The organism is Microtetraspora glauca (assembly GCF_040656155.1).
GTDB lineage: Bacteria > Actinomycetota > Actinomycetes > Streptosporangiales > Streptosporangiaceae > Microtetraspora > Microtetraspora glauca.
The window spans coordinates 1-26661 of record NZ_JBFALK010000020.1; the positions used below are offsets into that span (position 1 = coordinate 1).

General features: G+C 72.3%; 25 protein-coding genes. 8 read left to right on the forward strand and 17 right to left on the reverse strand.

Features of this window, described 5'->3' with window-relative positions; genetic code table 11:
- Positions 1 to 1649 precede the first annotated feature (1649 nt).
- On the reverse strand, positions 1650 to 2018 hold the full coding sequence (locus tag AB0I59_RS30895) for a VOC family protein (RefSeq protein ID WP_061258666.1): 369 nt from the start codon (positions 2016 to 2018) through the stop codon (positions 1650 to 1652).
- Between the two features lie 949 nt (positions 2019 to 2967).
- Between AB0I59_RS30895 and AB0I59_RS30900 the strand changes: the two genes are divergently transcribed.
- A complete protein-coding gene (locus tag AB0I59_RS30900; protein WP_358138733.1) occupies positions 2968 to 3636 on the forward strand; it encodes a Mut7-C RNAse domain-containing protein in 669 nt (222 codons plus the stop codon).
- Between the two features lie 90 nt (positions 3637 to 3726).
- Here AB0I59_RS30900 and AB0I59_RS30905 read toward each other — a convergent pair whose 3' ends face one another.
- From AB0I59_RS30905 to AB0I59_RS30950, 10 genes are all read right to left on the reverse strand, one after another.
- A complete protein-coding gene (locus AB0I59_RS30905; RefSeq protein ID WP_061258667.1) occupies positions 3727 to 4716 on the reverse strand; it encodes a cytochrome d ubiquinol oxidase subunit II in 990 nt (329 codons plus the stop codon).
- Positions 4716 to 6062, reverse strand: coding sequence for a cytochrome ubiquinol oxidase subunit I (locus AB0I59_RS30910; protein WP_358138501.1), 1347 nt, complete (start codon positions 6060 to 6062; stop codon positions 4716 to 4718). The genes AB0I59_RS30905 and AB0I59_RS30910 overlap by 1 nt, the downstream gene beginning before the upstream one ends.
- A 126-nt stretch (positions 6063 to 6188) precedes the next feature.
- Entirely contained in the window at positions 6189 to 7145 is a 957-nt protein-coding gene (locus AB0I59_RS30915) for a UDP-glucuronic acid decarboxylase family protein (RefSeq protein WP_358138503.1), read from the reverse strand.
- Entirely contained in the window at positions 7145 to 8092 is a 948-nt protein-coding gene (locus AB0I59_RS30920; protein WP_358138505.1) for a glycosyltransferase family 9 protein, read from the reverse strand. The genes AB0I59_RS30915 and AB0I59_RS30920 overlap by 1 nt, the downstream gene beginning before the upstream one ends.
- Positions 8083 to 8754: an SDR family oxidoreductase gene (locus AB0I59_RS30925; RefSeq protein ID WP_358138507.1), complete on the reverse strand. Its 672-nt coding sequence runs from the start codon at positions 8752 to 8754 to the stop codon at positions 8083 to 8085. The genes AB0I59_RS30920 and AB0I59_RS30925 overlap by 10 nt, the downstream gene beginning before the upstream one ends.
- Positions 8755 to 8794: 40 nt before the next feature.
- Positions 8795 to 9346 carry a D-sedoheptulose-7-phosphate isomerase gene (locus tag AB0I59_RS30930; RefSeq protein WP_358138509.1) on the reverse strand — a complete coding sequence of 184 codons (552 nt, stop codon included), beginning with the start codon at positions 9344 to 9346 and terminating at the stop codon, positions 8795 to 8797.
- A complete protein-coding gene (locus AB0I59_RS30935; RefSeq protein ID WP_358138511.1) occupies positions 9322 to 10500 on the reverse strand; it encodes a glycosyltransferase in 1179 nt (392 codons plus the stop codon). The genes AB0I59_RS30930 and AB0I59_RS30935 overlap by 25 nt, the downstream gene beginning before the upstream one ends.
- Positions 10497 to 11534, reverse strand: a complete 1038-nt coding sequence (locus AB0I59_RS30940; RefSeq protein WP_358138513.1) for a glycosyltransferase family 9 protein — start codon at positions 11532 to 11534, stop codon at positions 10497 to 10499. The genes AB0I59_RS30935 and AB0I59_RS30940 overlap by 4 nt, the downstream gene beginning before the upstream one ends.
- The gene (locus tag AB0I59_RS30945) at positions 11531 to 12475 is read right to left on the reverse strand and encodes a glycosyltransferase family 2 protein (protein WP_358138515.1); all 945 of its coding nucleotides are present in this window, start codon (positions 12473 to 12475) and stop codon (positions 11531 to 11533) included. The genes AB0I59_RS30940 and AB0I59_RS30945 overlap by 4 nt, the downstream gene beginning before the upstream one ends.
- Positions 12472 to 14118 carry a carbamoyltransferase family protein gene (locus AB0I59_RS30950; protein WP_358138517.1) on the reverse strand — a complete coding sequence of 549 codons (1647 nt, stop codon included), beginning with the start codon at positions 14116 to 14118 and terminating at the stop codon, positions 12472 to 12474. Before AB0I59_RS30950 ends, AB0I59_RS30945 begins: the two co-directional genes overlap by 4 nt.
- A 144-nt stretch (positions 14119 to 14262) precedes the next feature.
- Here AB0I59_RS30950 and AB0I59_RS30955 point away from each other — a divergent pair, with 144 nt between their 5' ends.
- Positions 14263 to 14796: a D-glycero-alpha-D-manno-heptose-1,7-bisphosphate 7-phosphatase gene (locus tag AB0I59_RS30955; protein ID WP_061258675.1), complete on the forward strand. Its 534-nt coding sequence runs from the start codon at positions 14263 to 14265 to the stop codon at positions 14794 to 14796.
- Positions 14793 to 15734 (forward strand): glycosyltransferase, encoded by a 942-nt coding sequence (locus tag AB0I59_RS30960; RefSeq protein ID WP_358138519.1) that lies wholly within the window; start codon positions 14793 to 14795, stop codon positions 15732 to 15734. The genes AB0I59_RS30955 and AB0I59_RS30960 overlap by 4 nt, the downstream gene beginning before the upstream one ends.
- Here AB0I59_RS30960 and egtD read toward each other — a convergent pair.
- The 5 genes from egtD to AB0I59_RS30985 form a co-directional block, all read right to left on the reverse strand.
- Positions 15718 to 16647: an L-histidine N(alpha)-methyltransferase gene (gene egtD, locus AB0I59_RS30965; RefSeq protein ID WP_358138521.1), complete on the reverse strand. Its 930-nt coding sequence runs from the start codon at positions 16645 to 16647 to the stop codon at positions 15718 to 15720. The two genes, AB0I59_RS30960 and egtD, sit on opposite strands and share 17 nt — an antisense overlap.
- Before the next feature lie 38 nt (positions 16648 to 16685).
- Positions 16686 to 17411 carry an ergothioneine biosynthesis protein EgtC gene (gene egtC / locus AB0I59_RS30970; protein WP_358138523.1) on the reverse strand — a complete coding sequence of 242 codons (726 nt, stop codon included), beginning with the start codon at positions 17409 to 17411 and terminating at the stop codon, positions 16686 to 16688.
- Between the two features lie 7 nt (positions 17412 to 17418).
- The gene (gene egtB / locus AB0I59_RS30975) at positions 17419 to 18744 is read right to left on the reverse strand and encodes an ergothioneine biosynthesis protein EgtB (protein ID WP_061258679.1); all 1326 of its coding nucleotides are present in this window, start codon (positions 18742 to 18744) and stop codon (positions 17419 to 17421) included.
- Positions 18741 to 19817 (reverse strand): glutamate-cysteine ligase family protein, encoded by a 1077-nt coding sequence (locus tag AB0I59_RS30980; protein WP_358138525.1) that lies wholly within the window; start codon positions 19815 to 19817, stop codon positions 18741 to 18743. The genes egtB and AB0I59_RS30980 overlap by 4 nt, the downstream gene beginning before the upstream one ends.
- Before the next feature lie 147 nt (positions 19818 to 19964).
- A complete protein-coding gene (locus AB0I59_RS30985; RefSeq protein ID WP_061258681.1) occupies positions 19965 to 20618 on the reverse strand; it encodes a hypothetical protein in 654 nt (217 codons plus the stop codon).
- A 97-nt stretch (positions 20619 to 20715) separates the two neighbouring features.
- On the opposite strand from AB0I59_RS30985, the gene AB0I59_RS30990 reads away from it, so the two are divergent.
- The 5 genes from AB0I59_RS30990 (at position 20716) to AB0I59_RS31010 (ending at position 24494) form a co-directional block, all read left to right on the forward strand.
- Entirely contained in the window at positions 20716 to 21822 is a 1107-nt protein-coding gene (locus AB0I59_RS30990; protein WP_061258682.1) for a sensor histidine kinase, read from the forward strand.
- On the forward strand, positions 21819 to 22490 hold the full coding sequence (locus tag AB0I59_RS30995; RefSeq protein ID WP_358138528.1) for a response regulator: 672 nt from the start codon (positions 21819 to 21821) through the stop codon (positions 22488 to 22490). The genes AB0I59_RS30990 and AB0I59_RS30995 overlap by 4 nt, the downstream gene beginning before the upstream one ends.
- 1 nt (position 22491) lies before the next feature.
- The gene (gene dapD / locus AB0I59_RS31000; protein ID WP_061258683.1) at positions 22492 to 23457 is read left to right on the forward strand and encodes a 2,3,4,5-tetrahydropyridine-2,6-dicarboxylate N-succinyltransferase; all 966 of its coding nucleotides are present in this window, start codon (positions 22492 to 22494) and stop codon (positions 23455 to 23457) included.
- A gap of 83 nt (positions 23458 to 23540) precedes the next feature.
- Positions 23541 to 24266 carry a class I SAM-dependent methyltransferase gene (locus tag AB0I59_RS31005; protein WP_061258684.1) on the forward strand — a complete coding sequence of 242 codons (726 nt, stop codon included), beginning with the start codon at positions 23541 to 23543 and terminating at the stop codon, positions 24264 to 24266.
- 63 nt (positions 24267 to 24329) lie between these two features.
- A complete protein-coding gene (locus AB0I59_RS31010; RefSeq protein ID WP_228646754.1) occupies positions 24330 to 24494 on the forward strand; it encodes a hypothetical protein in 165 nt (54 codons plus the stop codon).
- A gap of 87 nt (positions 24495 to 24581) precedes the next feature.
- Here the strand turns inward: AB0I59_RS31010 and AB0I59_RS31015 are convergent, their stop codons facing one another.
- Positions 24582 to 26426 (reverse strand): glycoside hydrolase family 6 protein, encoded by a 1845-nt coding sequence (locus AB0I59_RS31015; protein WP_358138531.1) that lies wholly within the window; start codon positions 26424 to 26426, stop codon positions 24582 to 24584.
- Positions 26427 to 26661: the final 235 nt, after the last annotated feature.

Genomic DNA, 26661 nt, shown 5'->3' on the forward strand with positions numbered 1-26661 from the left:
TCCAGCACGGCGGCCAATCCCACGCCCGGGGGCATGTCGCCCAGGCCGTCGGGGATCGGCTGCCGTTCGATATTCACACCGCAACGCTAACAACCGCCACCGACAAAAACGCCGCCCAGACAGCCTCCGGAAAAACACTCGACACATTCACCTGGAATCACAGATTCCGCCCCTCGCGGAGTGTATTGATCGCCGTATTTTTCCTACCTCTATTGAGGGTGGCTCATGGCGGAGATCGGGCTCCGTCATGGGGGTGAGGGGAAGGGCGGGTTGGTGGCGAGCGGTATCACGGGCAGCCCGCGATCCGGGCCGGGGAGGTGAACGGCGATAGGGGGTTGGTGGGGGTGGGGGTGAGGGGATCCTCGTGGCGAGGGCCGTGGCGAGGCCGTGGCGAGTGGCGAGGCCGTGGCCAGTGGCGAGGGCCGATGCCCTGACTTGCTTGCGCCTGTGCCTCGGAAGCGGGGACGGGGAGCGCGGCTTTGGACGGGGCTGGGACGAGAGCACGGACCGGAGTCAACCTCGGACCGGAGTCAACCTCGGACCGGAGTCGACCTCAGGCCGATGCCGACCTCGGAGCGTGTCAACCTCAGGCTGGCGGCGCCAACCTCAGGTCGGCGGCGTCGACCTCGGACCGTGTCAACCTCGGGCCGTGTCAAGCTCGGACCGGCGGCGGCCTCGCGGTCCCCAGCCCGGACAGCGGCGAGGCAGAGGGCGGCAACCGCCCGACGGCCAGATGAGGTGGAACTCCAGAGGCGTGAGAGCGGCAGGGCAAGAGGGGCTCCAGGACCGAAGCGCGGCGGGGTGAGGAGGATCTGCAGGGGTGCGGAGAGCAGCCGGGCAAGGATCTGCAGGAATGCGAGAGGGCGAGATGAAGCCCCAGGAGCTGAGAGCGGCAAGGTGACGGGGAGCTCCAGGAGCGCGAGGCGGCGGGAGCGGAGCGGAGTGCGGGTGGTTGTGGAGGCGCGCGTAGGACCGTGCCAGCAACCACCGCGCCCGCGAACGCCGCGCATGCGGCTCACCAGGCCGCGACTATCACGGCGCGCCGGAACAACTGCCCGCCGTAGCGGAGCGGCAGGCACGTGCGGCGGGTGTGTGCCCCAGCGGACGTCAGACGCGTACGGCGGGGTGGCAGCGTCCAGCGGGACCTCAGGTGCGTACGGCGCGGTGGGACTCCCCAGCGGGACCTCACAGGTGCGTACGGCGCGGTGGGACTCCCCAGCGGGACGTCAGGTGCGTACGGCGCGGTGGGACTCCCCAGCGGGACGTCAGGTGCGTACGGCGCGGTGGGACTCCCCAGCGGGACGTCAGGTGCGTACGGCGGATCGGTCGGCTGGCCGGCCGCAGTCCAGCGCCGCGTACGGCGGGGTGAGACAGCCCAGCGGGACGGGACGCGCGTGCGGCGTGTCGGTCGACTGCCCGGCAGCGCCACGACACAGCGACCGGTGCGTACACCGGTGCGAGGCTGGGCCGCCCGCGAACTCGCTGTGCTGCCGCGATCTCACTGTGCTGAAAGGCCAGCCGCCATCAGCCGCGTCACCAACCTGCTCGGACGCCGCGTCGCCCCGAAGTCCCATGGGCAGCACGCCTAGCAGCGCCTCGTCGGACAGCACTTGCCCTGCCGACCGCGGCCCGTTGCCGCTGATCGCCCGTCAGCCGTGACTGGTGTCGATGACACAGAAGCGGTTGCCATCGGGATCGGCGAGCACGACGAAGTCGGCATCGTCCGGATAACGGTCCCAGTCGACGCGCTGGGCTCCCAGGGACACCAACCGCTCCACCTCGGCGACCTGCTCGGCCGCGTCCTCGACGTACAGGTCAAGATGGATCCGCGGATGCTCCTGGACCGGCGTCTCACTGAGGCCGAGCGAGAGCTGGACCCCGGTCCCAACCGTCGGCACCAGCACTACCCAGTCGTCTTCGATCTCCTCCCGTGGGGCGTATCCCAGAGCGTCCATCCAGAATGCGGCCGCGCGCCGCACATCCGAGACTCCCAGCACAACGGATCCGATACTCAGCATGTGCCGATTGTGGCGGATATCGGCGGACCCACGACGCCTACTATCCCTGAACGACGGGGCGAACGTTGCCTGTCATAGCACTCGTACGTCATCTGGATCAACGGCGGACTATCAGCCGCCTGCCGGATGACGTGGTGTCGTCGGCGTCGGCGATGTCGGCGGCTTTCGAAGACTCCAACAGGTCGAGCAGGGCAGACTGGTCCAGAGCCATCGTGTGGTTTCCTCCGCGAGAACCTTGCCGGGAACTCGCTGACCTATCGCGATGGCTCGCCCCATGTCCGGGCTTGCTGCGTCAGCGTGGAGTTACACCGCCCGAGGGAACGTCGCCCGTGACCGACGACCACGCCTGCACGCCTGCACGCCTGCATCGAATCGCCGTCGAACTCTGGCATCTCCTGATCTGGCCGCCCACCATGACATTGACAGGCCCTCCCGCCAGGAATGCGCTTCGCAAGGCGGCCAGGCTGCACACTGACGGGCTGAGGGCGGCTGGCATGCTGGAAACATGACTGGACAGGAGTTGTCCGTCACTGTCGCGCCCGAATTGCGGCTGTTTCTCTCGGCTCGCCTGAGACGCGCCGAGCCAAGACATGCCGAACCGGGACATGCCGAACCGGGACGGACCGACCTAGGTCCGGAGCCGAACCATGCCGAACAAGTGCCTACCCGTCTACAGAACGCCGAGGACACACAGGCTGCGCCAGAAATGGCCGGACCAGTGCACATCTGGTCAGCAAACACCGAGACCGCACAAGGCAGACCGGAACCCACTCAAGCCCCACCGGCCCGACCGGAAACCACCCAAGCCGCACAGACTGGGCTCGAACCTGCCGAGGCCGTACAGGCTCGACCGGAACCTGCCGCGCCCGTGTACCGCGAGCCGGAACCTGCCGCGCCCGTGTACCGCGAGCCGGAACCCGCCCAGGGCGTACAGGCAGGGAGCAGGGACATCGGGGCGGGGGGCGGGGAGGCTGAGGGCATCGAGGTTCGGGTTCCGTATGACGGGACGTCGTCGCTGGGGCATGTGGTCGAGTCGATCGGCGTGCCGTTGACGGAGGTCGGCTCGCTGGCGGTGAACGGCCGCCGGGTGCCCACGTCGTACCGGCCGACGCCGGGCGAGACGGTACGCGTGCGAGCGGTCGAGCGGCCGCAACCGATCCCGTCTCCCAGGTTCGTGCTCGACGTCCACCTGGGCACGCTGGCCCGGCGGTTGCGCGTCATCGGAGTCGACGCGGCGTACCGGAACGATCTGGACGATGACGCGCTGATCGAGCAGGCGAACGCGGAGCGGCGTGTCTTGCTGACGCAGGATCGCGGCCTGCTGAGGCGAAAGGCGTTGTGGCTGGGGGGATATGTCCGGGGCGCCCGTCCGGACGAGCAGTTGGCGGACGTGCTGGCCAGGTTCGCGCCGCCGCTCGATCCGTGGACGCGGTGTACGGCGTGCAACGGGCCGCTGGTTCCGGCGGGCAAGGCCGAGGTGGAGCGGATGCTGCCCGCGGGGACCCGTCGCTCCTACGAGACGTTCGCCCGTTGCCGTGCCTGCCGGCGCGTCTACTGGCACGGCGCACACGGCGGCCGCCTGGAGGAGATCATCGCCATGGCACGCCAAATCGTGTGACATGTCCGGAATATGCAAACAGCGAGGTCCGAGAGAAGAAAGGTCCGAGAGAGGAAAGCCGGCCGGACGGCTGACGGGGTTCACTCCCGGTCAGCCGGAGTCGTACGGCAGCCGCCGCTGGACGGCGAGTAGCCACCCGATGGCCGGCAGGACCAGCAGCGCGCCCGCCCCGAGCACGATCAGCGTGACGACGAGCACCTCCGGCCCCGCCGCCGCCTGCCGGTAGGTGAACGCGGGCGGCAGCATCACGGGATACTGCGCCAGCGGCCAGCCCCACATGACCGCGGTCACCGCGAGGACCGCCGTGACCCTGACCAGCACGTACCCGCGCGCCCAGAGCAGGCCGAGGGACGCGAGACCCATGACGGCGCTGGCCACGACGGCGGGCAGCGCGCGGTGGGTGAGCCCGGCGAAGAGCGCGGGAGCGTCCCAGCGCAGTACGGCGATGCCGGCGAGCGCGACCACCCCCACCACGACGCCGGTGCCGATCGCCCTCCGGCGGAACCCCTCCGGGTCGAGCCCGGCCCGTACGGCGTCGTCGCACAGGTAGACGGCGGCCAGGTAGGCGCAGACGCCCACCGCGAGCACTCCGCCGAGCATCGAGGTGGGGTTCACCCAGCTCGCCACCAGGTCTCCCGCGGCCAGGCCGGGCGGGACGCGGCCCGACGCGATCGCGCCGGCGACGGTGCCGAGGAAGAACGGGGTCAGCAGGGAGGAGATCGCGAAGGCCGCGCCGAACAGGCGTCGCGACCACCATTCGGTGCTGGCCTTGCGGAAGACGAACGCCGAGCCCCGGAAGATGATCCCCAGAGCGGCCAGCGTCAGAGGGATGTAGAGCGTGGACATGACGGCCGCGAACACCGGCGGAAACCCGGTCCACAGGACGACGAGCACGAAGATCAGCCATACGTGGTTGGCCTCCCAGACCGGCCCGATCGCGTGCTCGATGAGCTTCCTGTTCGTGTGCTCGCGTCCGGCGAGCAGGTCCCAGACGCCGCCTCCGAAGTCGGCACCGCCCAGTAGCGCGTAGAGGGTGATTCCCACCCACATCACGACCAGCAGGATCTGCGCGGCGTCCATCAGGCGCGTTCCTGAGGGGCGACCGCCGGGACCGGCGTGGTCCTCGTCATGTGCCGCAGCACGTAGACGGTCGCCACGGTGAGGACCACGTAGACGAGGACGACGATGAGGAACCCGGCCCACAGGCCGGGCGCGGGGTTCACCGCCTCCACCGTGCGCATCCTGCCGTACGCGATCCAGGGCTGGCGGCCCACCTCGGTCACGATCCAGCCCGCCTCGACCGCGACGACGGCGGCCACCCCCGCGACGGCGGCGAGCCGCAGGAACCACGGGGAGCGGGGCAGGTCCCGCCGCCGCCACCAGTTCAGCGCCAGCCAGGCGGACAGCAGGAGCAGGAAGAACCCGATCCCCACCATCGTGTCGAAGCCCAGGTGGACGGGGTTGACCGGCGGCCGGTCGCGCGAGGGGACCCGGTCCAGGCCCTGGACGACGGTCGCGGGGCTGAACCCGACGAGCATCGACAGACCGCTCGGGATCTCGACCGCGTAGTGCAGAGCGTCGTCGTACACGATCCCGCCCAGGCTGAGCGGGGCGTGGGAGCGGGTGGCGAAGAGCCCCTCGGCCGCCGCGAGCTTGGTCGGCTGGTACTCCGCGAGGAACTTCGCCGCGTAGTCGCCGACCACGATCTGGATCGGCGAGAGCACCGCGCCGAGCGTGAACGGGATCAGGAACCCCAGGCGGTGGTAGCGGTCCCGGCGCCCGCGCAGCAGGGCCACCGCGTACACCCCGGCGGTGGCGAAGCCGGTCACCATGAACGCCGCCACGATCATGTGGATGGTCTGCGGCGGCGTCGCGGGGTTGAACATGGCCGCCCACGGGTCGACCCGGGTCACCCGGCCGTTCTCTAGGTCGAACCCGCGCGGCTGGTTCATCCACGCGTTGGCCGCCACCACGAAGAACGCCGACGACACGCCCGCGATCGCGATGGGCACCCCGCTCAGCAGGTGGGTACGCGGCGACAGCCGGTCCCAGGCGTACAGGTAGATGCCGAGGAAGATCGCCTCGATGAAGAAGGCGACGCCTTCCATGGCGAACGGCACCCCGATCACCTGGCCGTACACGTCCATGAGGCCGGGCCACAGCAGGCCCATCTCGAAGCTGAGGATCGTGCCGGACACGGCGCCCACCGCGAAGAGCACGCCGATCGCCTTGGCCCACCGCCGCGCCAGCAGCATGCGGTCGGCGTCGCCCGTGCGTACGGCCCGCCACTCCACGAAGAGGAGCAGGCCGGGCATGCCGACGCCGAGGCAGGCGAGGATGATGTGCCATCCGAGCGAGAGCCCCATCTGCATCCGTGCCGCGAGCATGTCGGCCGGGCTGGCCGGGCCCGCTGCGAGGGCGAGCATGCTCATCACGGCATCGGGTGACATGTCATGGCACGTCCCCATCGGACATCAGCACTAAACGACGTTCCGTAGGCGCACCGATCCGATAAGTAACCGAGAGGGCGATGATCAGGAAGACCGCGAAGCTCAGGCGACGGTCGGGGACGGCTCGCGGGCCAGTTCCCGCTCGAACCACGCGATCGTACGGCGCAGCCCGGTGACGGGATCCACCCGCGGCCGCCACCCGAGCCGCTCGGCGGCGAGCGAGGCGTCGGGCCGGCGGACCGCCGGATCGTCGACCGGCCGGGGGACGAAACGGATCGGGGACGACGACCCGGCCAGGTCGCGGATCATCCCGGCCAGGTCGATCATGCTCAGCTCGGCCGGGTTGCCGATGTTGACCGGCCCCTCGAAGTCGCTGCCGGCCAGCGCGATGATGCCCTCCACCGTGTCGTCCACGTAGCAGATGGACCGCGTCTGCTCCCCGTCCCCGGTCACGGTGATCGGCTCGTCCATGATGGCCTGCCTGATGAACGTCGGGATGGCCCGGCCGTCATGGGGGCGCATCCGGGGACCGTACGTGTTGAAGATCCGTACGATCGCGGTGTCGGTGCCCCGCGAGTCGCGGTAGGCGGTGGTGAGCGACTCGGCGAACCTCTTGGCCTCGTCGTACACGCTGCGCGGTCCCACCGGGTTGACGTTGCCCCAGTAGGTCTCCTTCTGCGGGTGTTCGAGCGGATCGCCGTACACCTCGCTGGTCGAGGCGAGCACGAACCTGGCGTCCTTCTCCTTGGCCAGGCCGAGCGCGTGCAGCGTGCCGAGGCTGCCGACCTTGAGCGTCTCGATCGGGTGCCTCAGATAGTCGGCCGGGGACGCGGCGGAGGCGAAGTGCAGCACCAGGTCCACGTCTCCGGGTACATGGACGAACCCGGTCAGGTCGCACTCCAGCAGCCGGAACCCCGGCCGTCCCATCAGGTGCTCGACGTTGCTCGGGGCGCCGGTGAGGAAGTTGTCCAGGCAGAGCACCTCGGCGCCCCGCCCCAGCAGACGCTCGCACAGGTACGACCCGAGGAAGCCCGCGCCTCCGGTCACGACGGCTCTCATCACACACTCACCTCCAGCAGCCCGAGGGCCGCGTCGAGGACGTCCGGGACGCCGATCTCCAGCAGGCCGGGATCGGGCCGCGTCCCGTGCGGATCACCGCGCCGCCCCTTCCACAGGGCGACGTGGCGGCCTCCTGGAGGCGGCCCCCACAGAGCGGGCGACATGGGGCCGAACAGCACGACCGACGGCGTCCCGAGCGCGGTGGCCAGATGCGCCATGCCCGTGTCGCCGCAGATCACCAGCCGCGCTCCGGCGACCACCTCGGCCAGCTCCAGGAGCCCGGTGCGCAGGACCCGCTCCTCCGGCAGGCCGGCCAGCGCGGCGACGCGCAGTCCGAGCTCCCGCTCCACCCCGGTGATCACCACGCCGGGCAGCTCCGCGGCGACCCGGGCGAACCGTTCCGGCGGCCAGCGCCTGGCGAGCGAGGCCGCGCCCGGGTGCACGACCACCTCCGCCGGGCCCCTGGAACCACCGGGCGCCCGGATCGCCAGGTCCTCCGGGTCGGCGTGAATGCCGTACCACTCCAGGAAGGCGCACCATCGCCGCACCTCGTGCAGTTCCCGCCAGGGCGGGCCGCCCTCCTCGGGCGCGTGCGCGAGCAGCACCCCCGGCCGCGTACGGCGCAGCGCGGCGGTGCTCTGCGGCCCGCGCCCGTGCAGGTTGACGGCCACGTCCGGCACCCCGTACGGCGCGGGCAGCCCGACAGGACCGGGCCCGCGCACGTCGAGCAGGTCGTCCACCCCGCCGATCAGCGGCAGCAGCTCGGCCAGGCGGGCGGGGGCGGCCAGCATGAGCCGGTGACCGGGGAAGGCGCGCCGCAGGGCCCGCAGCGCGGGCACGGCGGTGAGCAGGTCCCCCAGGCCGAGCCCGCGCAGCACGAGCAACGCCGGGCGCGCCGGCGGCTCGGGGTCCCCGGGCGGCTCCGCCCGCTCCCGCTCTAGGGCCACGACGTCTCCGTGGCCGGGCAGACGACCAGTTCCCTGATCTCGCAGCCGGGCGGCTGGCCGAGCGCGAAGACGATCGTCGCGGCCACGTCCTCCGGCTGGTTCAGCCGCGCGTCCGGCCCTGGTCTGTACCGCTCGTCCCGCCCGTCGAAGAAGGCCGTACGCATGCCGCCGGGCACCAGCAGCGTCACCCCCACCCGACCGGCCAGTTCGGTCGCGAGCGCCCGGGTGAATCCCACCACGCCGAACTTGGCGGCGCAGTAGGCCGTCGCGTCGCTCACCGCCCGGAGCCCGAGCGTCGAGGCGACGGTGACCACCCGCCCGTCCAGGTACGGCAGGGCCGCGCGGACGACGGCGGCGGTGCCGAGGAGGTTGACCTTGATAACCCGGTCCCAGTCCGCCGCGGGCACGTCCTCCAGCCGGCCGCAGGCGTCGATCCCGGCCGCGGTCACCACGCCGCCCAGCCCGCCCGCGCGCTCGACCAGCTCACGCACGGCCCGCTCCGCCTGCTCGCGGTCGGCGAGATCGGCCTGGACGAAGTCGACGTCCCCCTCCGGCAGCCGTACGTCGACGACCAGGGGGCGCCCTCCGGCCTTGGCGACCGCCTCGACCGTGGCCCGGCCGAGCCCGGAGGCGCCTCCGGTGATCAGGATGTTTCCCAGCATGCCCTCACTCCTCGAACTCCTCGTCACCACGGACCTCCTGTCACTCGCGGAACTCCTCGATCACGTCGCACAACATGTGGATGACGGCGAGATGCACCTCCTGGACAGTCGCGCAGTCGCCGGCGGGGACCGCGAACGTCTCGTCGCACAGCGCGGCCAGCGGGTTGGGGGCGCGGCCGGTGAGCGCCCAGGTCGTGAGACCGCGCTCGCGCCCGGCCACGGCCGCCGCCGCCACGTTCCCGCTCGCGCCGCTGGTGGACAGGCACAGCAGGACGTCGCCGGGCCGTCCGTGTGCCCACACCTGGCGCGCGTACACCTCCTCGGCGCCGAAGTCGTTGCCGATCGCGGTGATCGTCGAGGTGTCGGCGTGCAGCGGGATCGCCGCGTACGGGCACCGGTCGGAGCGGAACCGCCCGACCAGCTCGGCGGTCAGGTGCTGGGCCTCGGCCGCGGAGCCGCCGTTGCCGCAGGCGAGCAGCCGTCCACCGCCGATCAGTACGGCGGACAGTTTGAGACCCCAGGCGTGGATCGTCGGCAGTTCCGCGTCGACCGCCGACAGCGCCTCGGTCAGCCGGAGCAGATGAGGGTGCACGGCTCGACCTCCCTCCGGTAGACGGACTCGGTCCTGGCGGCCACCTCGGGCCAGCCGTACCTCGTGCGGGCCCGCCGCGCGCCCGCCTCTCCGAGCGCGGCGCGCAGGCCGGGGCGGGCGAGCAGGTCGCGGAGCGCGTCGGCGAGGGCGAGCGGCCGTCGCGGCGGCACCAGCACGCCGCATCCCGCCACCGTGTCGAGGTGGCCGCCGACGGCCGAGGCGATCACCGGCACCCCGCAGGCGAGCGCCTCCAGCGGCACCATGCCGAACGGCTCGTACCAGGGGACGGTCACCAGCACGTCGGCGGACCTCATCAGGGCCGGCACGTCGCCGTGGGCGACCCCGCCGACCAGCCGTACCCGGTCCTCCAGCCGGCAGGCCGCGGCGACCTCGCGGAGCCGCTCGACCTCCGCCGGCTCGTCGCCGACGATCACCAGCTCGGCGCCGGGCACGTCCCGCAGCGCCCGGATGACCGTGTCGTAGCCCTTGCGCGGCACCATCCGGCCGACGCAGAGGACGCGGGGGCGCCCGTCGCGCGCCGCGGCCGGGCCCTCCGGGGTGAACAGCTCCAGATCGACGCCGCACGGCACGACGGTGACCTGGTCCTCGGGGACGCCCATCGCGCGCAGCTCGCGCACCTCGTCGGTGCAGGTGGCGAGCACGGCGGCGGCCCGCAGTCCCACGTCACGCTCGACGGCGATCCGGTCCGGCGGGCTGGTGTCGGCCGCGCCCTGCCACCTCCGCTTCACCGTGCCGAGCGCGTGGAAGGTCTGCACGACGGGGACGCCGAGCGGCTCGGCGGCGGCGAGCGCGGCCAGGCCGCTCATCCAGAAGTGGGCGTGCGCCACGTCGGGCGGCCGGGCCGACCACAGCCGCGCGAGGTGGTCCGCGAACGCCGGCATGTACGGCGGCAGCTCGTCCTTGGGGATCGGCGCCGGAGGTCCCGCGGGCACGTGGTCGACGGTCACGCCGCGGCCCATGTCCACGACCCGCGGCTGGTCGGGAGCGGTCCTCCTGGTGTGCACGGTGACCTCGTGCCCGCGTTCGGCCAGGGCCAGGGCCAGCGCCGCGACGTGGACGTTCTGCCCGCCGGAGTCGGCGCCGCCGATCGCCGCGAGAGGGTCGGCGTGTTCCGATACCAGGGCGATCCTCATCGCAGGCTCCTGACCGAGCGGACCACCTGCTCGGCGGTCACCGACATGAGGCACGGATGGCCGGGCACCGGACAGGTCCGCGCCCTGCTGCCCCTGCACGGCGCGTCCTGGTCGCCGAGCACCACCGAGGGCACGCCGTACGGCGCCCAGCGCGCGGCCGGGACGACGGGGGCGAAGAGGCTGACGACCGGGGTGCCGACGGCGGCGGCCAGGTGGGCGGGGCCGGTGTTGCCCGCGACGACGACGCACGCCCCCGCGAGCACCGCGGCGAGCTCGGCGAACGTCGTGGCCCCGCCGAGGTCGGCGGCCTGCGCGCCGGCCACCTCCGCCGTCAGCTCCCGCTCGACGCCCGTGACGACCACCCGGAAGCCGCACGCGGCCAGCTCCTTCACCGTCCTGGCGTGCTCGTCGGGCGGCCAGGCGCGGGCCGGCGCCGTGGCGCCGGGATGCACCACCACGTATCCGGGTGGGCCGGTGAGACGCGTGACGTCCGGCAGCGGCCGCCGGACCGCGAGCCGCCCGTCGTCACCCGGCGGGAGGTCGAACCCGGCCACGCGGGCGAGACCGAGCATGCGCTCGGCCTCAGGCACGTCCACGGTCTCGTCGACGACGTGCCGCACGTCGAGCAGCGAGCCGGGGTAGTCCGTGCTGATCGCCGCGATCCGCGGCGTCCCCGCCAGCCGCAGCAGCAGCGCGAGCGGGAGCGGCGACTGGTGGAAGGACGTGAGGATCAGCGCCGTGTCGGGAGCGGCCGCCCGGGCCGCGTCGATCAGCCGCGCCGCGTGGGCGCCGGTCATCGGCACGTGGCCGGGGTCGATCCACGGGGTCCGCCACTCCAGCACCTCGTCCACGCCGGGCAGCAGTTCCGCCGCGGCCCTGCCGTACGGACCGGCGAGGACGATGACCCGCCGCGCGCCGGCGGCGACCGCGCGGATCGCCGGACCGGCCAGCAGGACGTCGCCCGCGTTGTCGGGGCGGGCCACCAGGACCACCGGCCGCCCCTGCCCGTCCTGGCGGAATCCGGGCCCCGTCACCGGCGCCTCCGCGCCTCGCCCCGCAGCCGGTGGACGCAGGCCACGGGCGGGATGACCACGCTGGTGACGACCATCCGGAGCACCTCGTCCCGCGTACGCGGGCCGGGCGCGATCCGCGCCCAGGCGAACTCCGCGCTCAGCGCCGCCCAGCCGGCGGCGAGTGCCGCCCCGGTTCTCCGGTGGCCCGTCAGGAAGGCCGCGACCGCACCGGCGCCGAGCACGGTGACCAGCACGTGGCGGCGCAGGCGGCCGCGCGCGGCCCCGGCCGCGGCTCGCCAGCCGGGGCCGTGGAACCGCCGCATGAGGGCGTCGTCGGCGTTTCCCCGCTGCGCGCGCACGCTCGCCCAGAAGCCGTCGTCGCGTACGGGATGGCGGGTCCTCCGGTCGCCGCGCACGAGCGAGAACCCGGCGCCGAGCAGCCGCAGCGCGAGGTCGCTGTCCTCGCGGTAGGCGCGCGGGAACCGCTCGTCGAACCCGCCCGTCCGGTCCAGGACCGAGCGCCGGTACGCCATGTCGGCGGTGATCCAGACGGCGCCGGCGAGCCCGGCGGTGGTGCGCTCGGCGTCGGTCGGCCTGCGGCCCGGCGGCAGCGGGACCTCCAGCCGTCCCTGGGTGCCCGCGACGTGGTCGGGCAGGCCGGAGAGGTCGGCGCGGAGCGCCTCGGCCCACCCGGGCAGCGGGACGACGTCGTCGTCCAGGAAGGCCACCCACGGGGTGCGGGCGGCGCGCCACCCGGCGTTCCGCGCCGCGGCGGGTCCCCTGCCGCCCGAGCGGATCACCTTCACCTGGTCTCCCGGCACGTCCAGCGGTTCGCAAGAGCGGCCGTCCGGCCGGTCGTCGACCACGATCACGTCGAACCCCGGTCCGGTGCCCGGATCGAGCGCGGCGACGGTCGCCTTCAGCGTCGGGCGGCCGATCGTCGGGATGACCACGGTGATCATGCGCCGACCACCGCCCTCCTGCGGACCACGAACGGCCCGAGGACCAGCACGTCCACCGGCGCGGAGCCGAAGCACTCGAGCGCGTCCCTCGGATCGTCCACCATCGGCCGTCCCGCCGTGTTGAGGCTGGTGTTGACCACCACGGGGAGGCCCGTACGGACCTCGAACTCCTCCAGCGTCCGGGCGAGCAGCGGGTCGCGGGAACGCTCCACGGTCTGGATCCGGGCCGTCCCGTCCACGTGGACGACGGCCGGGATCCGGTCGCGCCACTCGGGCCGCACGTCGTGGACGAACAGCATGTACGGGCTGGACGCGGGGCCCCGCGTGAAGATCTCCTGCGCCCGCTCCGCGAGCACCATGGGCGCGATGGGGCGGAACCGCTCGCGCCCCTTGACCGCGTTCAGCCGCTCGGTGTTGGCCGCGCGGCCGGGGTGGGCGAGCAGGGAGCGGCGGCCGAGCGCCCGGGGGCCGTACTCGCTCCTGCCCTGGAACCAGGCCACGATCCGGTCGGCGGCCAGCTCGGCGGCGACCGCCCCGGCGAGGTCCTCGGGACGGTCGTAGGCCACCCGCGCGACGTCCAGCCAGGCGGCCAGCTCCTCGTCCCGCCAGCCGCGCCCGAGGTCGGCGCCTGGCATCGGGGTGCCGCTCTCGCCGTACGCGCGTGCGAGGTGCAGGGCGCCGCCGAGCGCGGTCCCCGAGTCGCCCGCGGCGGGCTGGACCCAGATGTCCTCGAACGGGCCCTCGGCCAGCAGGCGCGTGTTGGCGACGCAGTTCAGCGCCACTCCCCCGGCCATGGTCAGATAGCGGGCCGAGGTGCGATCGTGCAGCCATCGGGCGAGGTCGAGCAGCACCTCCTCCAGCCTGGCCTGCACGCTGGCGGCCAGGTCGGCGTGCTCGGCGGCCCACGCGCCGTCGTCCCCGCCCTCTCCGCGCTTGGCGTAGACGGCCCAGTCGATCGGCTCGACGCGGAACCCGCCGTCGCCGGTCGCGTAGATCAGCTCGCGCAGCTCGGGCAGGTGGCGCGGCTCGCCGTAGGCCGCGAGCGCCATGACCTTGTACTCGTCGCTTGAGCGGAGGAAGCCCAGGTGCTCGGTGACCTCCTCGTACATCAGGCCGAGGGAGTGCGGCAGCTCCTGACTGGCCAGCACGGTGAGGTCGCCGTCGCGGTAGTGCCCGGCCAGGTGGGACACCGCCTCCCCGCGCCCGTCGCAGACCAGCACCGCCGCCTCCCTGTACGGCGCGGCCAGCCCGGCGGAGGCGGCGTGCGCGATGTGGTGCGGCACGTATCTGACCTGGTCCGGGTCCAGTCCCGGCACGGCAGTGGCGAGGAAGGCCGGGGCCCGCCGCGCGTACGTGGTGCGCAGGTCCTCCCAGCGCTCGTCCAGTCCGGCGAGGCCCGGCCGGACCAGCCGGGGATCATAGGAGTACGCGACGGCGTCGAGGTCCTCGGGGCGCAGGCCGGCCTGCTCCAGGCACCAGGCGGCCGCCTGTTCCGGCAGCTCCCAGGCGGAGAACGGCACCGGGCGCTTGCCGTGCTTCCGCCTGCTGAACCGCTCCTCCTCAGCCGCCGCCACGATCTCGCCGTCGACCACCAGGGCCGCGGCGGGATCATGGAAGATGGCATTTATCCCCAGGAACCGCATGCGCGCACCTCCGCTGGGAGTGTTTCGGTGCTGTTACCGAGCGAAGCGCTTCTCAAACGCGGCTTTGCGGGTAGGACGCGATACCTGGAAGCGGTTCTTGACGATTGTCACGCTAAGTAGCGATTTCGGGGGTAAGTGCCCGGCATGGGTCCACTCGCCGCCGTGCTCTTCGATCGTGACGGGACCTTGATCCACGACGTCCCGTACAACGCGGATCCGGACCGGGTGTCACCCGTGGCGGGGGCCCGCGCGGCGCTGGACCGGCTCAGGCGCGCGGGCGTGCCGGTCGGCGTGGTGAGCAACCAGTCCGGCGTCGCCAGGGGCCTGATCACCCGCGCCGCGCTGGACGCGGTCAACGCACGGGTCGAGGACCTCCTCGGCCCGTTCCACGTGTGGGCGGTCTGCCCGCACGGCGAGGCGGACCGGTGCGGGTGCCGCAAGCCCGCGCCCGGCCTCGTGCTGCGGGCCGCCGCGCTCCTCGGGGTCAGCCCCCGCGACTGCGTGGTGGTCGGCGACATCGGAGGCGACGTCGAGGCGGCACTGGCGGCCGGGGCGCGCGGCATCCTCGTGCCCACTCCGCGGACGCTCCCCGGCGAGGTGGCGGCGGCCCGCGAGGTCGTGCCCGATCTCGCCGCGGCGGTGGAGCGAGCACTTCTGGGGGAAGGGACGATCGGTTGAAGATCCTGCTCTGGCACGTGCACGGCTCGTGGACCACGTCGTTCGTGCAGGGCGCGCACGAGTATGTCGTGCCGCTCACGCCCGACCGCGGCCCGGACGGGCGCGGGCGGGCCCGGACCTACCCTTGGCCCGCGTCCGTACGGGAGGTCCCGTGGGACCGGCTGGCCGCCGAGGACGTGGACGTCGTCGTCCTCCAACGCCCGCACGAGATCGAGCTGGCCGGGAACTGGCTGGGGCGCCGCGTGCCCGCCGTCTACGTCGAGCACAACACCCCGGTGGGCGAGGTGCCGAAGACGCGGCATCCCCTCGCGGACCGGGACGACATCCCGCTGATCCACGTCACGCATTTCAACGAGCTGTTCTGGGACTCCGGCCGCGCCCCGACCCGGGTGATCGAACACGGCGTGATCGACCCCGGCTACCGGTACACCGGCGAGCTGCCCCGCGCCGGGGTCGTGGTCAACGAGCCGGTACGGCGGACGCGGGTGGCGGGCACGGACCTGCTGCCCGCCTTCGACGTTCCCCTTGACGTGTTCGGCATGCGGGTCGACGGCCTGCCGTACGGCACGTTCGAGGACCTGCCGCAGGCCGTGATGCACGCCGAGCTGGCGCGACGGCGCGTCTACCTGCACCCCTACCGGTGGACCTCGCTCGGCCTCGCCCTCATCGAGGCCATGCTGCTCGGCCTGCCCGTCGTCGCGCTGGCCACCACGGAGGCGGTGGAGGCGGTGCCGCCGGAGGCCGGGGTGATCTCCACCAGGCTGGCCACGCTGACCTCCGCCGTCTCCGCGTTCGTGGCCGATCCCGAGCTGGCCCGCCAGTACGGGAAGGCGGCCAGGGCCGCGGCCCTGGCACGCTACGGCCTCCCGCGGTTCCTCTGGGACTGGGACCGCGTTCTCGTCGATTGCCGGGCCGGACGGTTCAACGCGCCACGCTGAGCGCGAGGGCGAAGTCACCGTCCGGATCGGTGTACCAGCGGTCCAGGTCGAAGCCCGCCCGCGCCAGCTCGGTCGCGAGGCCCTCACGCCGGAACTTGGCGCTGATCTCGGTACGCATCTCCTCCCCGCGTATGAAGTAGACCGACAGGTCGAGATCGCGTACGTGCACCCGCATGGGACGGGAGGCGCGCAGCCGCATCTCGATCCACTCGTTCTCCTCGTCGTACCGGGCGACGTGCGTGAAGTCGTCAGGGACGAAGTCGGCGCCCAGCTCCCGGTTGATCACATGCAGGACGTTGCGGTTGAACGCGGCCGTCACGCCCCGGCCGTCGTCGTACGCGGCGACCAGGCGGTCCCGGTCCTTCACCAGGTCCACGCCGAGCAGGAAGGCGTCCCCGGGTTTCCTGGTGGAGCGCAGCTCCTTGAGGAACACCTCTCTGGCCTCGGGGTCGAGGTTGCCGATCGTCCCGCCCAGGAAGGCCACCATCCCCGGCGGCAGCAGGGACAGGTGATGTTCGAAGTCCGCGCACACCGGGCGTACGGAGAGGCCGGGGAAGCGCGTGGTCAGCCGCCGCGCGGTGGCCCTGAGGGTGACCGCGTCCACGTCCACCGGCATGTAGACGCGCATGCCCGCAAGCAGCAGGCCGGTCTTCTCGCTGGTGCCGGAACCCAGCTCGATCAGGGTGTCGGAGCCGCTCCGCCGCACGATGTCGGCGGCGTGGGACCGGAGGATGGCCAGCTCACGCCGGGTCGGGTAGTACTCGTCCAGCCGGGTGATCCGGGAGAACAGCTCGCTGCCCGCCGCGTCGTAGAACCACTTGGGCGGCAGCCACTTCGGCTCCGCCGTGAGTCCGGTGCGGACGTCGCTTTCGAGTGCCTGGCGCAGATAACCGCCGTCGAGATGGTTGATCACTTCCGCTCCTCGGATACGTGTCAGACGTGCCTGACGGGTCAGATACGTGTCACGCTCACGCCGTCGGGAGAGGCGAGAACCAGCGTCCGGTCATCGACGGCACGCCAGCCCGGCCTGCCGTCCAGGGGCTCGCTCGCCAGGAGCACGCCCTCGTGGACGTGGGTGAAAAGGGTGTCGCCCCACGCGGTGGCGACGATCTCGGATCCCCCGCAGACGAGAAGGTTGAGCCGTGCCGCCGGGTCCGCCCGCGCCGTCTCGGTGACGACCTGCGCCACCGCGTCGGCCACCGGCATGCCGGCGCGGAGCCGTGCGAACACGGCGGAGGCGAGCCACGCCGAGTCGCACGGGCTCTCGGGGTCCATGCCGTTCCCCGCGACCGCCACGCCGTTCCCCGCGACCGCGACGCGATCCACCCGGCCGTTGTGGCTGAGCAGCCACCGGCCGTCGGAGAAGGGCGCGGTCGCGCTCTCCTCGATCGGCATGCCGATGGTCGCCGACCGGACGGCGGCCAGCAGGCAGCCCGACCGTGCCACGTCGGCGATCCCGGGCAGGTTGGCGTCCGCCCAGATGGGCACCGAACGGCGGTAGCGGACCGGCTCCGCCCGCGCGGCGTCGTACCAGCCCACGCCGAACCCGTCGGCGTTGACGGTCCCGTACCGCTGCAGCCGGGGCGCGTACGCCTGCCGGAGCAGGCCGTGCTCCGGCTCCCCGATCAGCGACGACAGGGGCCGGGACGGCCCGAGCCAGGCCGCGTGCCTGCACACGCGCCCCTCACCCGGCCCCTCGGGCGCACCGGAACCCGGCGAAGATCTGCCGCCGGATCGGATAGTCCCAGTTCCGGAACGTCGTACGGGCGGCCGTGGGATGGGTGGCCCACGATCCGCCGCGCAGCACGCGGTAGGTCTCGCCGAAGAACACCTCGCTGTACTCGGCGTAGGGGAAGCTCCGGAAACCCGGATACGGCTGGAACCAGGAGGAGGTCCATTCCCACACGTCGCCGATCAGTTGCTCCGCGCCGTACGGCCCGGCCCCCGCGGGGTACGCGCCGACGGGTGCGGGTCTGGCCGCCCGATGGCCGAGGCCCGCCTGGTCCGCCCGGGGTTCCGCGTCGCCCCACGGGAAGGTGCGGCCGCCGCACGCCTTCTCCCATTCCGCCTCGGTCGGCAGCCGCTTGCCCGCCCACCGGGCGTAGGCGTCGGCCTCGTACCAGGAGACGTGCTGCACCGGCTCGTCCGGCGGCACGGGCTCCATCCGGCCGAAGCGGTCGCGCCACCAGCCGTCACCGTTCCGGGTCCAGAACAACGGGGCATGGATCCCCTTCGCGCTGACCCACTCCCAGCCCTCCGGCCGCCACCAGCGCCGGTCGCCGTACCCGCCGTCCGCGACGAAGGCGGCGTAGTCGCCGTTGCTCACCGGCCAGCGGTCGAGCCAGTAACCCGGCAGGTTCACCAGATGCGCGGGGCGCTCGTTGTCGTACGCCCAGGGCAGCGTGTCCGTCCCCATCGTGAAAGGGCCGGGGGGCACGAAGACCTCGCGGGACGGCGCCCCTGCCCCCACCGCGGACGGGACGCGGCCGGGGGGCGACTCGCCGTCCCTGATCAGCCCGGGTTCCCTGGAGAGCTGCAACGTCGCGAGCATGGTCTCGTCGTGCTGGTGCTCGTGCTGGAGGACCAGGCCGAACACGAAACCTCCCGCGCGCAACGGGTCGGGGTCCTCCAGGTCGACGGCGTCGAGCACGTCGAGGACCCGGCCGCGGACCCCGGAGATGTACCGCCGCGCCTCGGCGGGCCCCAGGAGGGGCAGCGCGGGCCGGTTCTTGCGCGGATGCTTGAACGCGTCGTAGATGTCGTCGATCTCGGGGCGCAGCGGGGTGATCCCCCCGGCCTCGCGCAGCACCCACAGCTCCTCGTAGTTGCCGACGTGGGCGAGGTCCCACACCAGCGGGGACATCAGCGGCGAGTGCTGGCGCACCAGCAGGTCGTCCTCCAGGTCCGTGTACGCCAGGGACCGGTCGCGGGCGGCGGCCAACTCGGCGGCGATCAGCTCCTTGGGCGCGTGTCGCGGGTCCGGTTCCCGCTGGGCAAGCCGTTCTCTCATACGCACATCTCCAGGTCGAGGGCCGGAGATCGGCCGGGTTCGATGTGCCGGGCGGCGAACCGGTCCACCCGGTCGACCAGCCACGGCTCCGCTCCCAGGCGGGGCAGCGCCTCGACGGCGGCGCGGAAGCAGGCCTCGGCCGTCCGTCTCAGGTGGGGTTCCGCCAGGCCGAACCGGGCGGCGCGCACCCAGGCCCCGCGGACCGGCCACGCCGCGTCGAGAGCGACGTCCCCCGCCCGGTCGTCCGTGACGAGCGCATGGACCACGGCCACGCAGACCGGCCAGTCGTCCAGCGCCTGGGCGTCGAGGTAGCGCGTCTCCATCCAGCCGCGCGGCCGTACCGGCGGGAAGAGGGTGGTCGCGTGGTAGGCCAGGTCCTCGTCGGTCGGCGGCCTCCCGGCGACCCGGGCGAACTCCCGGTACGGCGAGCCGTCCAGGACCACCCGGCATCCGGCGGCGCCGTCGCCCGCGCTGTCCCGGACCAGCATGAGACGGGCGTCGAGGAGGTAGCCGGCCCACTCCTCCACCGGGTCGCCTCCCATGGCGACGGGGGCCGTCCTGGTCCGGTCCAGGTGGTGCCAGACGGCCTGGCGACCGGACATCCAGCCGTCCCTCGGCGAGTTGGCGAAGGCCGCGACCAGCACCGGGCCGAGCAGGTGCGCCCGGTCCCAGCGGACACGCGGGTTCGCCCCGAAGTCGAGGTTCACCTGGATGGAGGCCGTCGAGCACATCATCAGCCGCCCGTACGGCACGCCCAGGAATGCCGCCATGGCGTCGTATCGGGGAAGGCGGAGCTGGCGTCGGGGCGGCCGGAACGGGTCGAGCGCGAAACCTCCGAGCACCAGTCCCGCTCCGGAGAACGCGAGCCGTACGGCGTCCAGGTCGGAGACGAGACCCGCGACGGCCTGCGACAGCGGGAGCGGAGGCGTGGCGAGTTCGAGCTGCCCGCCGGGCTCGAAGGTGACGCGGCTCCCACCGGGCAACGGCGGAAGCGCGTCGGCGACGCGGGCGATGGGCACCTGGCGTGACGGCGTCTCCGCGTCGAACACCAGGAACTCCAGCTCTACGCCCACCCGGTCCGTTTCGGTGCGCTGGAAGCACCCCCGTGCAAAAGCTTGAACATCCGTCATCGCCCCTCCAGCTACGGGACCCAAGTCATCCCCGCTTTGACTCACATGTAACGCATGTAGTTGAAAGTGGGCTTTGACCTGCTTTGGGAGTCAGGCGGCGGGTGACCATTCGTGGTTGTCCATGCGGATCAGCGAGACGCCGACGATCCCGAACACCACGAGCAGGATGACCGGACCGGAGAGCCCGAGCCACAGGTTCCACGCGCTCGCGCCGAAGAGCCAGACGAGGATCCCGGCGAGCACGCCGGCGGGGAACCACCAGCCCACCCGCCCCGACCAGGCGTAGGCGACCGCCACGAGGACCAGCCCGAGGAACGAGCCGATCATGCCGGGCATCTGCCAGGCGACGATCATCGCGGGCTGCGCGGCGTCCTGCATGATCTTCTCCGCCTGCGCGACGGGCAACTGCTGGAACACCGTGATGTCGAAGAAGTCCGAGATCATCAGCGACGAGAAGTTGATCAGACCGAGGACGGTCACCGCGCCCGCCAGGTTGGCGAGGACGACGCCCTTGCGGCGCACCAGGTGCACCAGCCCGATGACGCCGGGCACCCACAGGACCCAGGCGTAGTGGAGGAGGGTCGCGCTGACCCCCGTGGCCGCGGGATTGTTCGCGTAGGCGAGGACATCCTCGCTCCCGGACTCCGTCGGATCGACGGCCATGCCGAGGAGCAGGCAGAGCGGGGCGAGGATGAGGCTGAGGCCCGCCGCCGTGCGGCGGAACCTGTCCGCGTTGGTAATCATGCGGCAGACGGTAGGAATCAGCACCCCTTCGGGTCGTCAAGGCGCCCTTTGAATCCACGATCCCCCGCAAGGATGATTTATCGGTATAAAGGCCCCCATGCGCTCACCGATCGACTGGCTCATCGCGGTCATCATCGGCCTGTTCGCGGTGGCCGAGGAGCTCAGCGGCAGAAACGCCATCCCCGGAGGCCGGCCGTCGGCGTGGTGGGTCGTGGCCGGTGTCGCGGCCGCCGTCCTCGTCCTCTATCGGCGGCGCGCCCCCTTCGCCGTCCTGTGCGTCTACTCGGCCGCCAACGTCCTCGGCTTCGTGCTGCTACGCGAGATGGCCGCGGCCTGGCAGTTCTACACCCAGCTCCTGCTGCTGTTCACGCTGCTCAGCGAGATACGGCCGACGAGCTGGAAGGCGGGGGTCGGCCTCGCCGCCACGGGCGCGTACCTGGTGTCGATGCTGACCTCGTCCCCGACCGTGGTCTGGGGCGACGTCGCGGTGGCGCTGGTCATGACCGCGCTCGCCGGAGGGTCCGGGCTCGCCGTGCGCCGCCACCGGACGCTCGCCCTCCAGGCCCAGGAACGCGGCGAGCTGCTCGCCCAGGCCGCCGTCGCGGAGGAGCGCGCGCGGATCGCGCGCGAGCTGCACGACATCGTCGCGCACAGCGTCAGCGTCATGACCATGCAGGCCGGGGGCGTGCGGCTCATGCTCGGCCGGGACCAGGACCGGGAGCGCGAGATCCTGACCACGATCGAGGACACCGGCCGCGAGGCCGTCGACGAGCTGCGGCGCATGCTCGGCCTGCTGCGCGGCCCGGACGGCGACGGGCTGACCCCGCAGCCCACCCTCGACCGCCTCGACGACCTGATGGAGCAGTCGCGGGCGGCGGGCCTCGACGTGACGGTCGAGGTCATCGGCGATCCGGTCCCCCTGCCCGCCGGTCTCGGCCTGTCCGCGTACCGCATCGTCCAGGAGGCGCTCACGAACACGCTCAAACACGCCGGACCGACCGCGGTCGCGGTGACCGTCGGCTACGCGCCCGGCGAGCTCCGCCTCGACATCGCCGACGAGGGACCGCGCGACGGCCGCACCACGCCGGGGCGGGGCGGCCACGGCCTGATCGGCATGCGGGAACGGGTCGCGCTGTTCCACGGCCGGCTCGCCACCGGCCCCGCCGGACGGGGCTACGCGGTGCGGGCGGTGATCCCGCTGTGACCGAGACGATCGGCGTCCTGATCGCGGACGACCAGGCGATGATCCGCGCGGGCCTGCGGCTGGTGATCGGCACCCAGCCCGACCTCGTGGTGACGGGCGAGGCCGCCGACGGCCAGGCCGCCGTCGAGCTGGCCCGGCGGCTCCGCCCCGACGTGGTCCTGCTCGACATCGCGATGCCCAAGATGGACGGGCTGACCGCGGCCCGGCGGATCCTCGACGATCCCGACCCGCCCGGGGTGATCATGCTGACCACGTACGACACCGACGAGAATCTGGACCGGGCGCTGCGCGCCGGGGTGCGCGGGTTCCTGCTCAAGGTGTCGCCGCCCGAGCAGCTGTTCGCCGCGATCCGCACCGCCGCCAGGGGCGAGGCCCTGCTCGACCCCGCCGTGACACGGCGCGTCATCGAAGGGTACGGCCGGCTGCCCGAGGAGAGCGCGGCCCCGGAGCCGGATCTCACGCCGCGTGAACGCGACGTTCTCCTGCTCATCGCCCGCGGACTGTCCAACGCGGAGATCGCCGCCACGCTGGTGATCTCCGACGCCACGGTCAGCAGCCACATCAACCGGCTCCTCGCCAAGCTCGGCCTGCGCGACCGCGCCCAGGCCGTCCGCTACGCGTACGAGTCGGGGGTCGTCCGTCCGGGCGATGCCGGTAGCGTTGGGTGATATGACAGCTATCGATCCCGGCACCATGGGTGCGCACGGCATTGGCGTGGCGACGATCGCCCCGGACGGCACCGTCCTCGACACCTGGTTCCCCGCTCCCGCCCTGGGCGACCCCACGTCCGTGGGATCACGGCGGCTGGCCGGCTCCGAGGCGGGCGAGCTCGCCGCGCTCGTCGGCCCCGACCCGGCGCGCGGCGTCGAGGTGGTCGCGGTCCGCACCGGCATCGCCAAGCTGTCCGAGCCGCCGGTGGACGCGCACGACGCCTACCTGCGGCTGCACCTGCTGTCCGCCCGGCTGGTCCGCCCGCACGGGCTCAACCTGGACGGTCTCTTCGGCCTGCTCGCCAACGTCGTGTGGACCAACCACGGCCCGTGCCCCGTCGAGGACTTCGAGAGCGCGCGGCTCCGGCTGCGGGCGCGCGGCCCGGTGACCGTCCACGGCGTGGACAAGTTCCCGCGGATGGTCGACTACGTCCTTCCCTCGGGTGTGCGCGTCGCCGACGCCGACCGGGTACGGCTCGGCGCCCACCTGGCGGCGGGCACCACGGTGATGCACGAGGGCTTCGTCAACTTCAACGCCGGCACCCTGGGCGCCTCCATGGTCGAGGGCCGCATCTCCGCCGGAGTCGTCGTCGGCGACGGGTCCGACGTCGGCGGCGGCGCGTCGATCATGGGCACCCTCTCGGGCGGCGGCAAGGAGGTCATCTCCGTCGGCGAGCGCTGCCTGCTCGGCGCCAACTCCGGCATCGGCATCTCCCTCGGCGACGACTGCGTGGTCGAGGCCGGCCTGTACGTCACCGCGGGGACCAAGGTCGCCCTTCCCGGCGGGGAGACGGTCAAGGCCAAGGAGCTGTCCGGCCGTTCCGGCATCCTGCTGCGCCGCAACTCCACCACCGGCGCCGTCGAGGCCGTCCCCCGCAAGGGCACCGGCATCGAGCTCAACGCCGCCCTGCACGCGAACGACTGACCTTCGCATCCGCGGGCTTCGTGCCCCGGCGGCGTGCCGGGGCACGCCGCCGGATCGGGGATCCGTCGTCCAGGATGGTGACCATGAGTTCCCGAAGGCTGCACCACGGGACCGGACCCGGGACGATCACCCCGGACGGCTGCGCCGTGGACTATTACGCGATGCTCACTCCTAACGGCGAACCCGAACTCGTCCACGCGGCGATCCCCGAGGGCGCCTCGATCCTCGAACTCGGCGCGGGCGCCGGCCGGGTCACCCACCGCCTCCTGGCCCTCGGACACGAGGTGGTCGCCGTGGACGAGTCCCCCGAGATGCTCGCCCACATCGAGGGGGCGAAGACCGTCCGCTCCTCCATCCAGTCGCTGTCGCTTCGGAGGAGGTTCGACGTCGTCCTGCTCATGTCCTTCGTGATCGAGACGCCCGACGACGAGCTGCGCCGGGCGTTTCTTCGTACGTGCCGGGAGCACGTCGCAGACGACGGATGCGTGATCCTGCAGCGCAAGCTACCCGAGTGGTACGACACCGTCGAGCCCTTCGAGCGGGTCGCCGCAGACGGCCACGTCGTGCGGATGACCGCGGTCGACCGGCCGGAACCCCACCTCATCGACGCGACCATGGAGTACACGGTCGGCGACCGGCGCTGGACCCACACCTTCCTGAGCAGGCGTCTCGACGACGACTTCCTCGCGGCCGAACTCGACGCGGCCGGCCTGGCGATGGCGGAGTTCCTGCGGGGAGACCGCGGCTGGGTCCGGGCGCTTCCTGCGCGTCTCGGGGCGTCCCTGAGACGGCCCCCGGCCATTCCCTGACTTGTCCCTGAGGTTCCCTTCCGCCGGGCGAAATCCGAGCTGAGACGGCATAGCGTTCGACACATGGGACGCATTCTTCTGATCGCCGCGCTCGTCGTGGTCGGCCTCTTCCTCCTCGGCTCCGTCATCGGCCTGGTCTTCAGCGCGCTGAAGTGGGTCCTGATCATCGGTGCGATCGTGCTGGGCGTGATGCTCATCATGAAGAGCACCGGTTCGCGCCGCCACTGACCGCTGCCGCCCCGGGAAAAGGGGCGGGCCCCGCCGGTACCGGCGGGGCCCGCGGAGGAGACGCGGTTCAGCCGAGGCTGATCCGGCTCACGAGAGGGGCGGGTAGGCGTTCTTCAGCAGCTCCTGGAACTGGGCCGAGAACCAGTGGCCCGAGACGGGAGCGTTCGCGAGAGCGCCGGTCAGGTTGTTGCCGTTGCGCTCGTTACCGGTGTAGGTCGGGTCGCACATCCGGTCGAAGCCCTTGCCCTCGTTGTTCGGGATCGCCGTGCTGGAGCCGTCGGACTCACCCGGAGGCTTCACCCAGACGTAGGCGTCGAGACCCGGAGCGGGGTTCGCCCGCGGACGCTCGCCGAGGCCGGCGCCGCTCTGGTTGCACCAGTTGCCGGCGTGGATCCGGCGGTCGACGCGGGACTCGTTGACGAAGGTGTTGACGTCGGTGGAGGTGCTCGCCTTGGTCGGGCGGGCGGTGCCTCCCCAGCCGTTGCGCGAGGTGTCGATGAGCATGCCGAGCGTGGACGGGAAGCCCTTCGAGATCAGCAGGTTCCGGAACGCCTGGGCGTAGGACAGCTCGTCCACGTACTGGTTCCAGTCCACCCAGCGGGACTGGCGGACCGTGGTGCCGTTGACCGTGGTGCCGATGGAGAAGTACGGCTCGGTCAGCGCGGAGTAGTTCGCGGTGTTGGTGATGAAGCCGTCCACGCTCGCGAAGCCGGCGGTGGTGCCGCTGGCGGTCTGGGCGAACAGGTCGGCGGACGGGCCGAGGTTCGTGTCCCAGCCCAGCCAGCCGTGGTGCCCGGCGTCGACGTAGTTGTAGACGTTCGGGATGGCGTGCAGCTTGTTCAGGGCGTACTGGACACCCTGGACGTACGCGCCGGTCGACTTGGCCTCAGAACACTTCGCCAGGTTGAGGTTGGTGATCAGGTTCGGCAGAGAGTCGATCTCGACGATCGCCACGATCCGCAGGTTCGAGTACTTCGGATCCGCCATGATGGCCGCGATCGGGTCGATGTACTCGGTCTTGTACCTGTTCAGCCCGTTCTCCGCGATCAGCAGCTCACCGTTGGAGGCGAGCGCCGAGCAGTCGCGGTTCGGCAGGTTGTAGATGACGACCTGGATCGTCAGCGGCGCGCTGCCGTTCGCGGCGTCCTGGCGTACCGCCTCGTCCAGGTGGTCGCGCAGGCCCATGTGGTTGTCACCCGCGGACCCCGAGGTGATCGCGGCGATCCGGTCGAGCCAGATGGCGGTCGAGACCTTGGAGACCTTGGAACCGCCCGTCTCGGAGGCGGCCTTCGCGGACCAGTCCGGGTTCACGTACCCGGTCGCGTCGGCGTACGGGTTGTCCACGTGGGTGCCGGGCGGGACGCTGGGCGACGCGCTCGGCGAGGGCGACGGAGACGCCGAGGGAGACGCGGACGGCGAGGCGGACGGCGAGGCCGAGGGAGACGCGGACGGCGAGGCGCTCGGGCTCGGCGACGAGGTGCCGTTACAGGTCACGCCGTTGAGCGAGAACGAGGTGGGCGTGGGGTTGCTCCCCGACCATGTGCCGTTGAAGCCGATGCTGGTCGAGGCACCGCTCGCCAGGCTCTTGTTCCAGTCCAGGTTGGTGGCGGTGACGTTCGACCCGCTCTGCGCGAAGTTAGCGCTCCAGCCGGGCAGGGTGACCTTCTGGCCGGAGTTGGGGAACGTGAAGGCGAGGGTCCAGCCGTTGACCGCGTCGCCCACGTTCTTGACCGTGATGTTGGCCGTGAATCCGCCGTTGCCGGGGCTCGACGTCCATTCGTTGGTCGAGTACGTGACGCTGCACGCGACGGCGGCGCTCGCCGACGTGGCGGCGGCCACGGCCATCGTGGAGCCGAGCGCGAGCACGGACACGGCGACGAGGCCGCGCCGTACCAGGGAGCGCGCCGCTCCGGATCGGGGAGTGAATCTCATTGCGGGGGTCCTCCTGGCGACATGGTCACTGCGCTTTGGGAGCGCTCCCACAGAACATAGGCATGCCCCTTCCGCCCGTACAGGGAGCCGTCCGCGGGGGCGCCCTCAGCCCGGGGTCCCCCACGCCGGCGGCATGCCTCCGAGCAGCGCATCCACCACCGGAACACGCCCGGAGACGGGCTCTTTGTTTCCTGAAAGTTTCAACCGAGCGCACGGCCGGTACCGGAACCCGCCA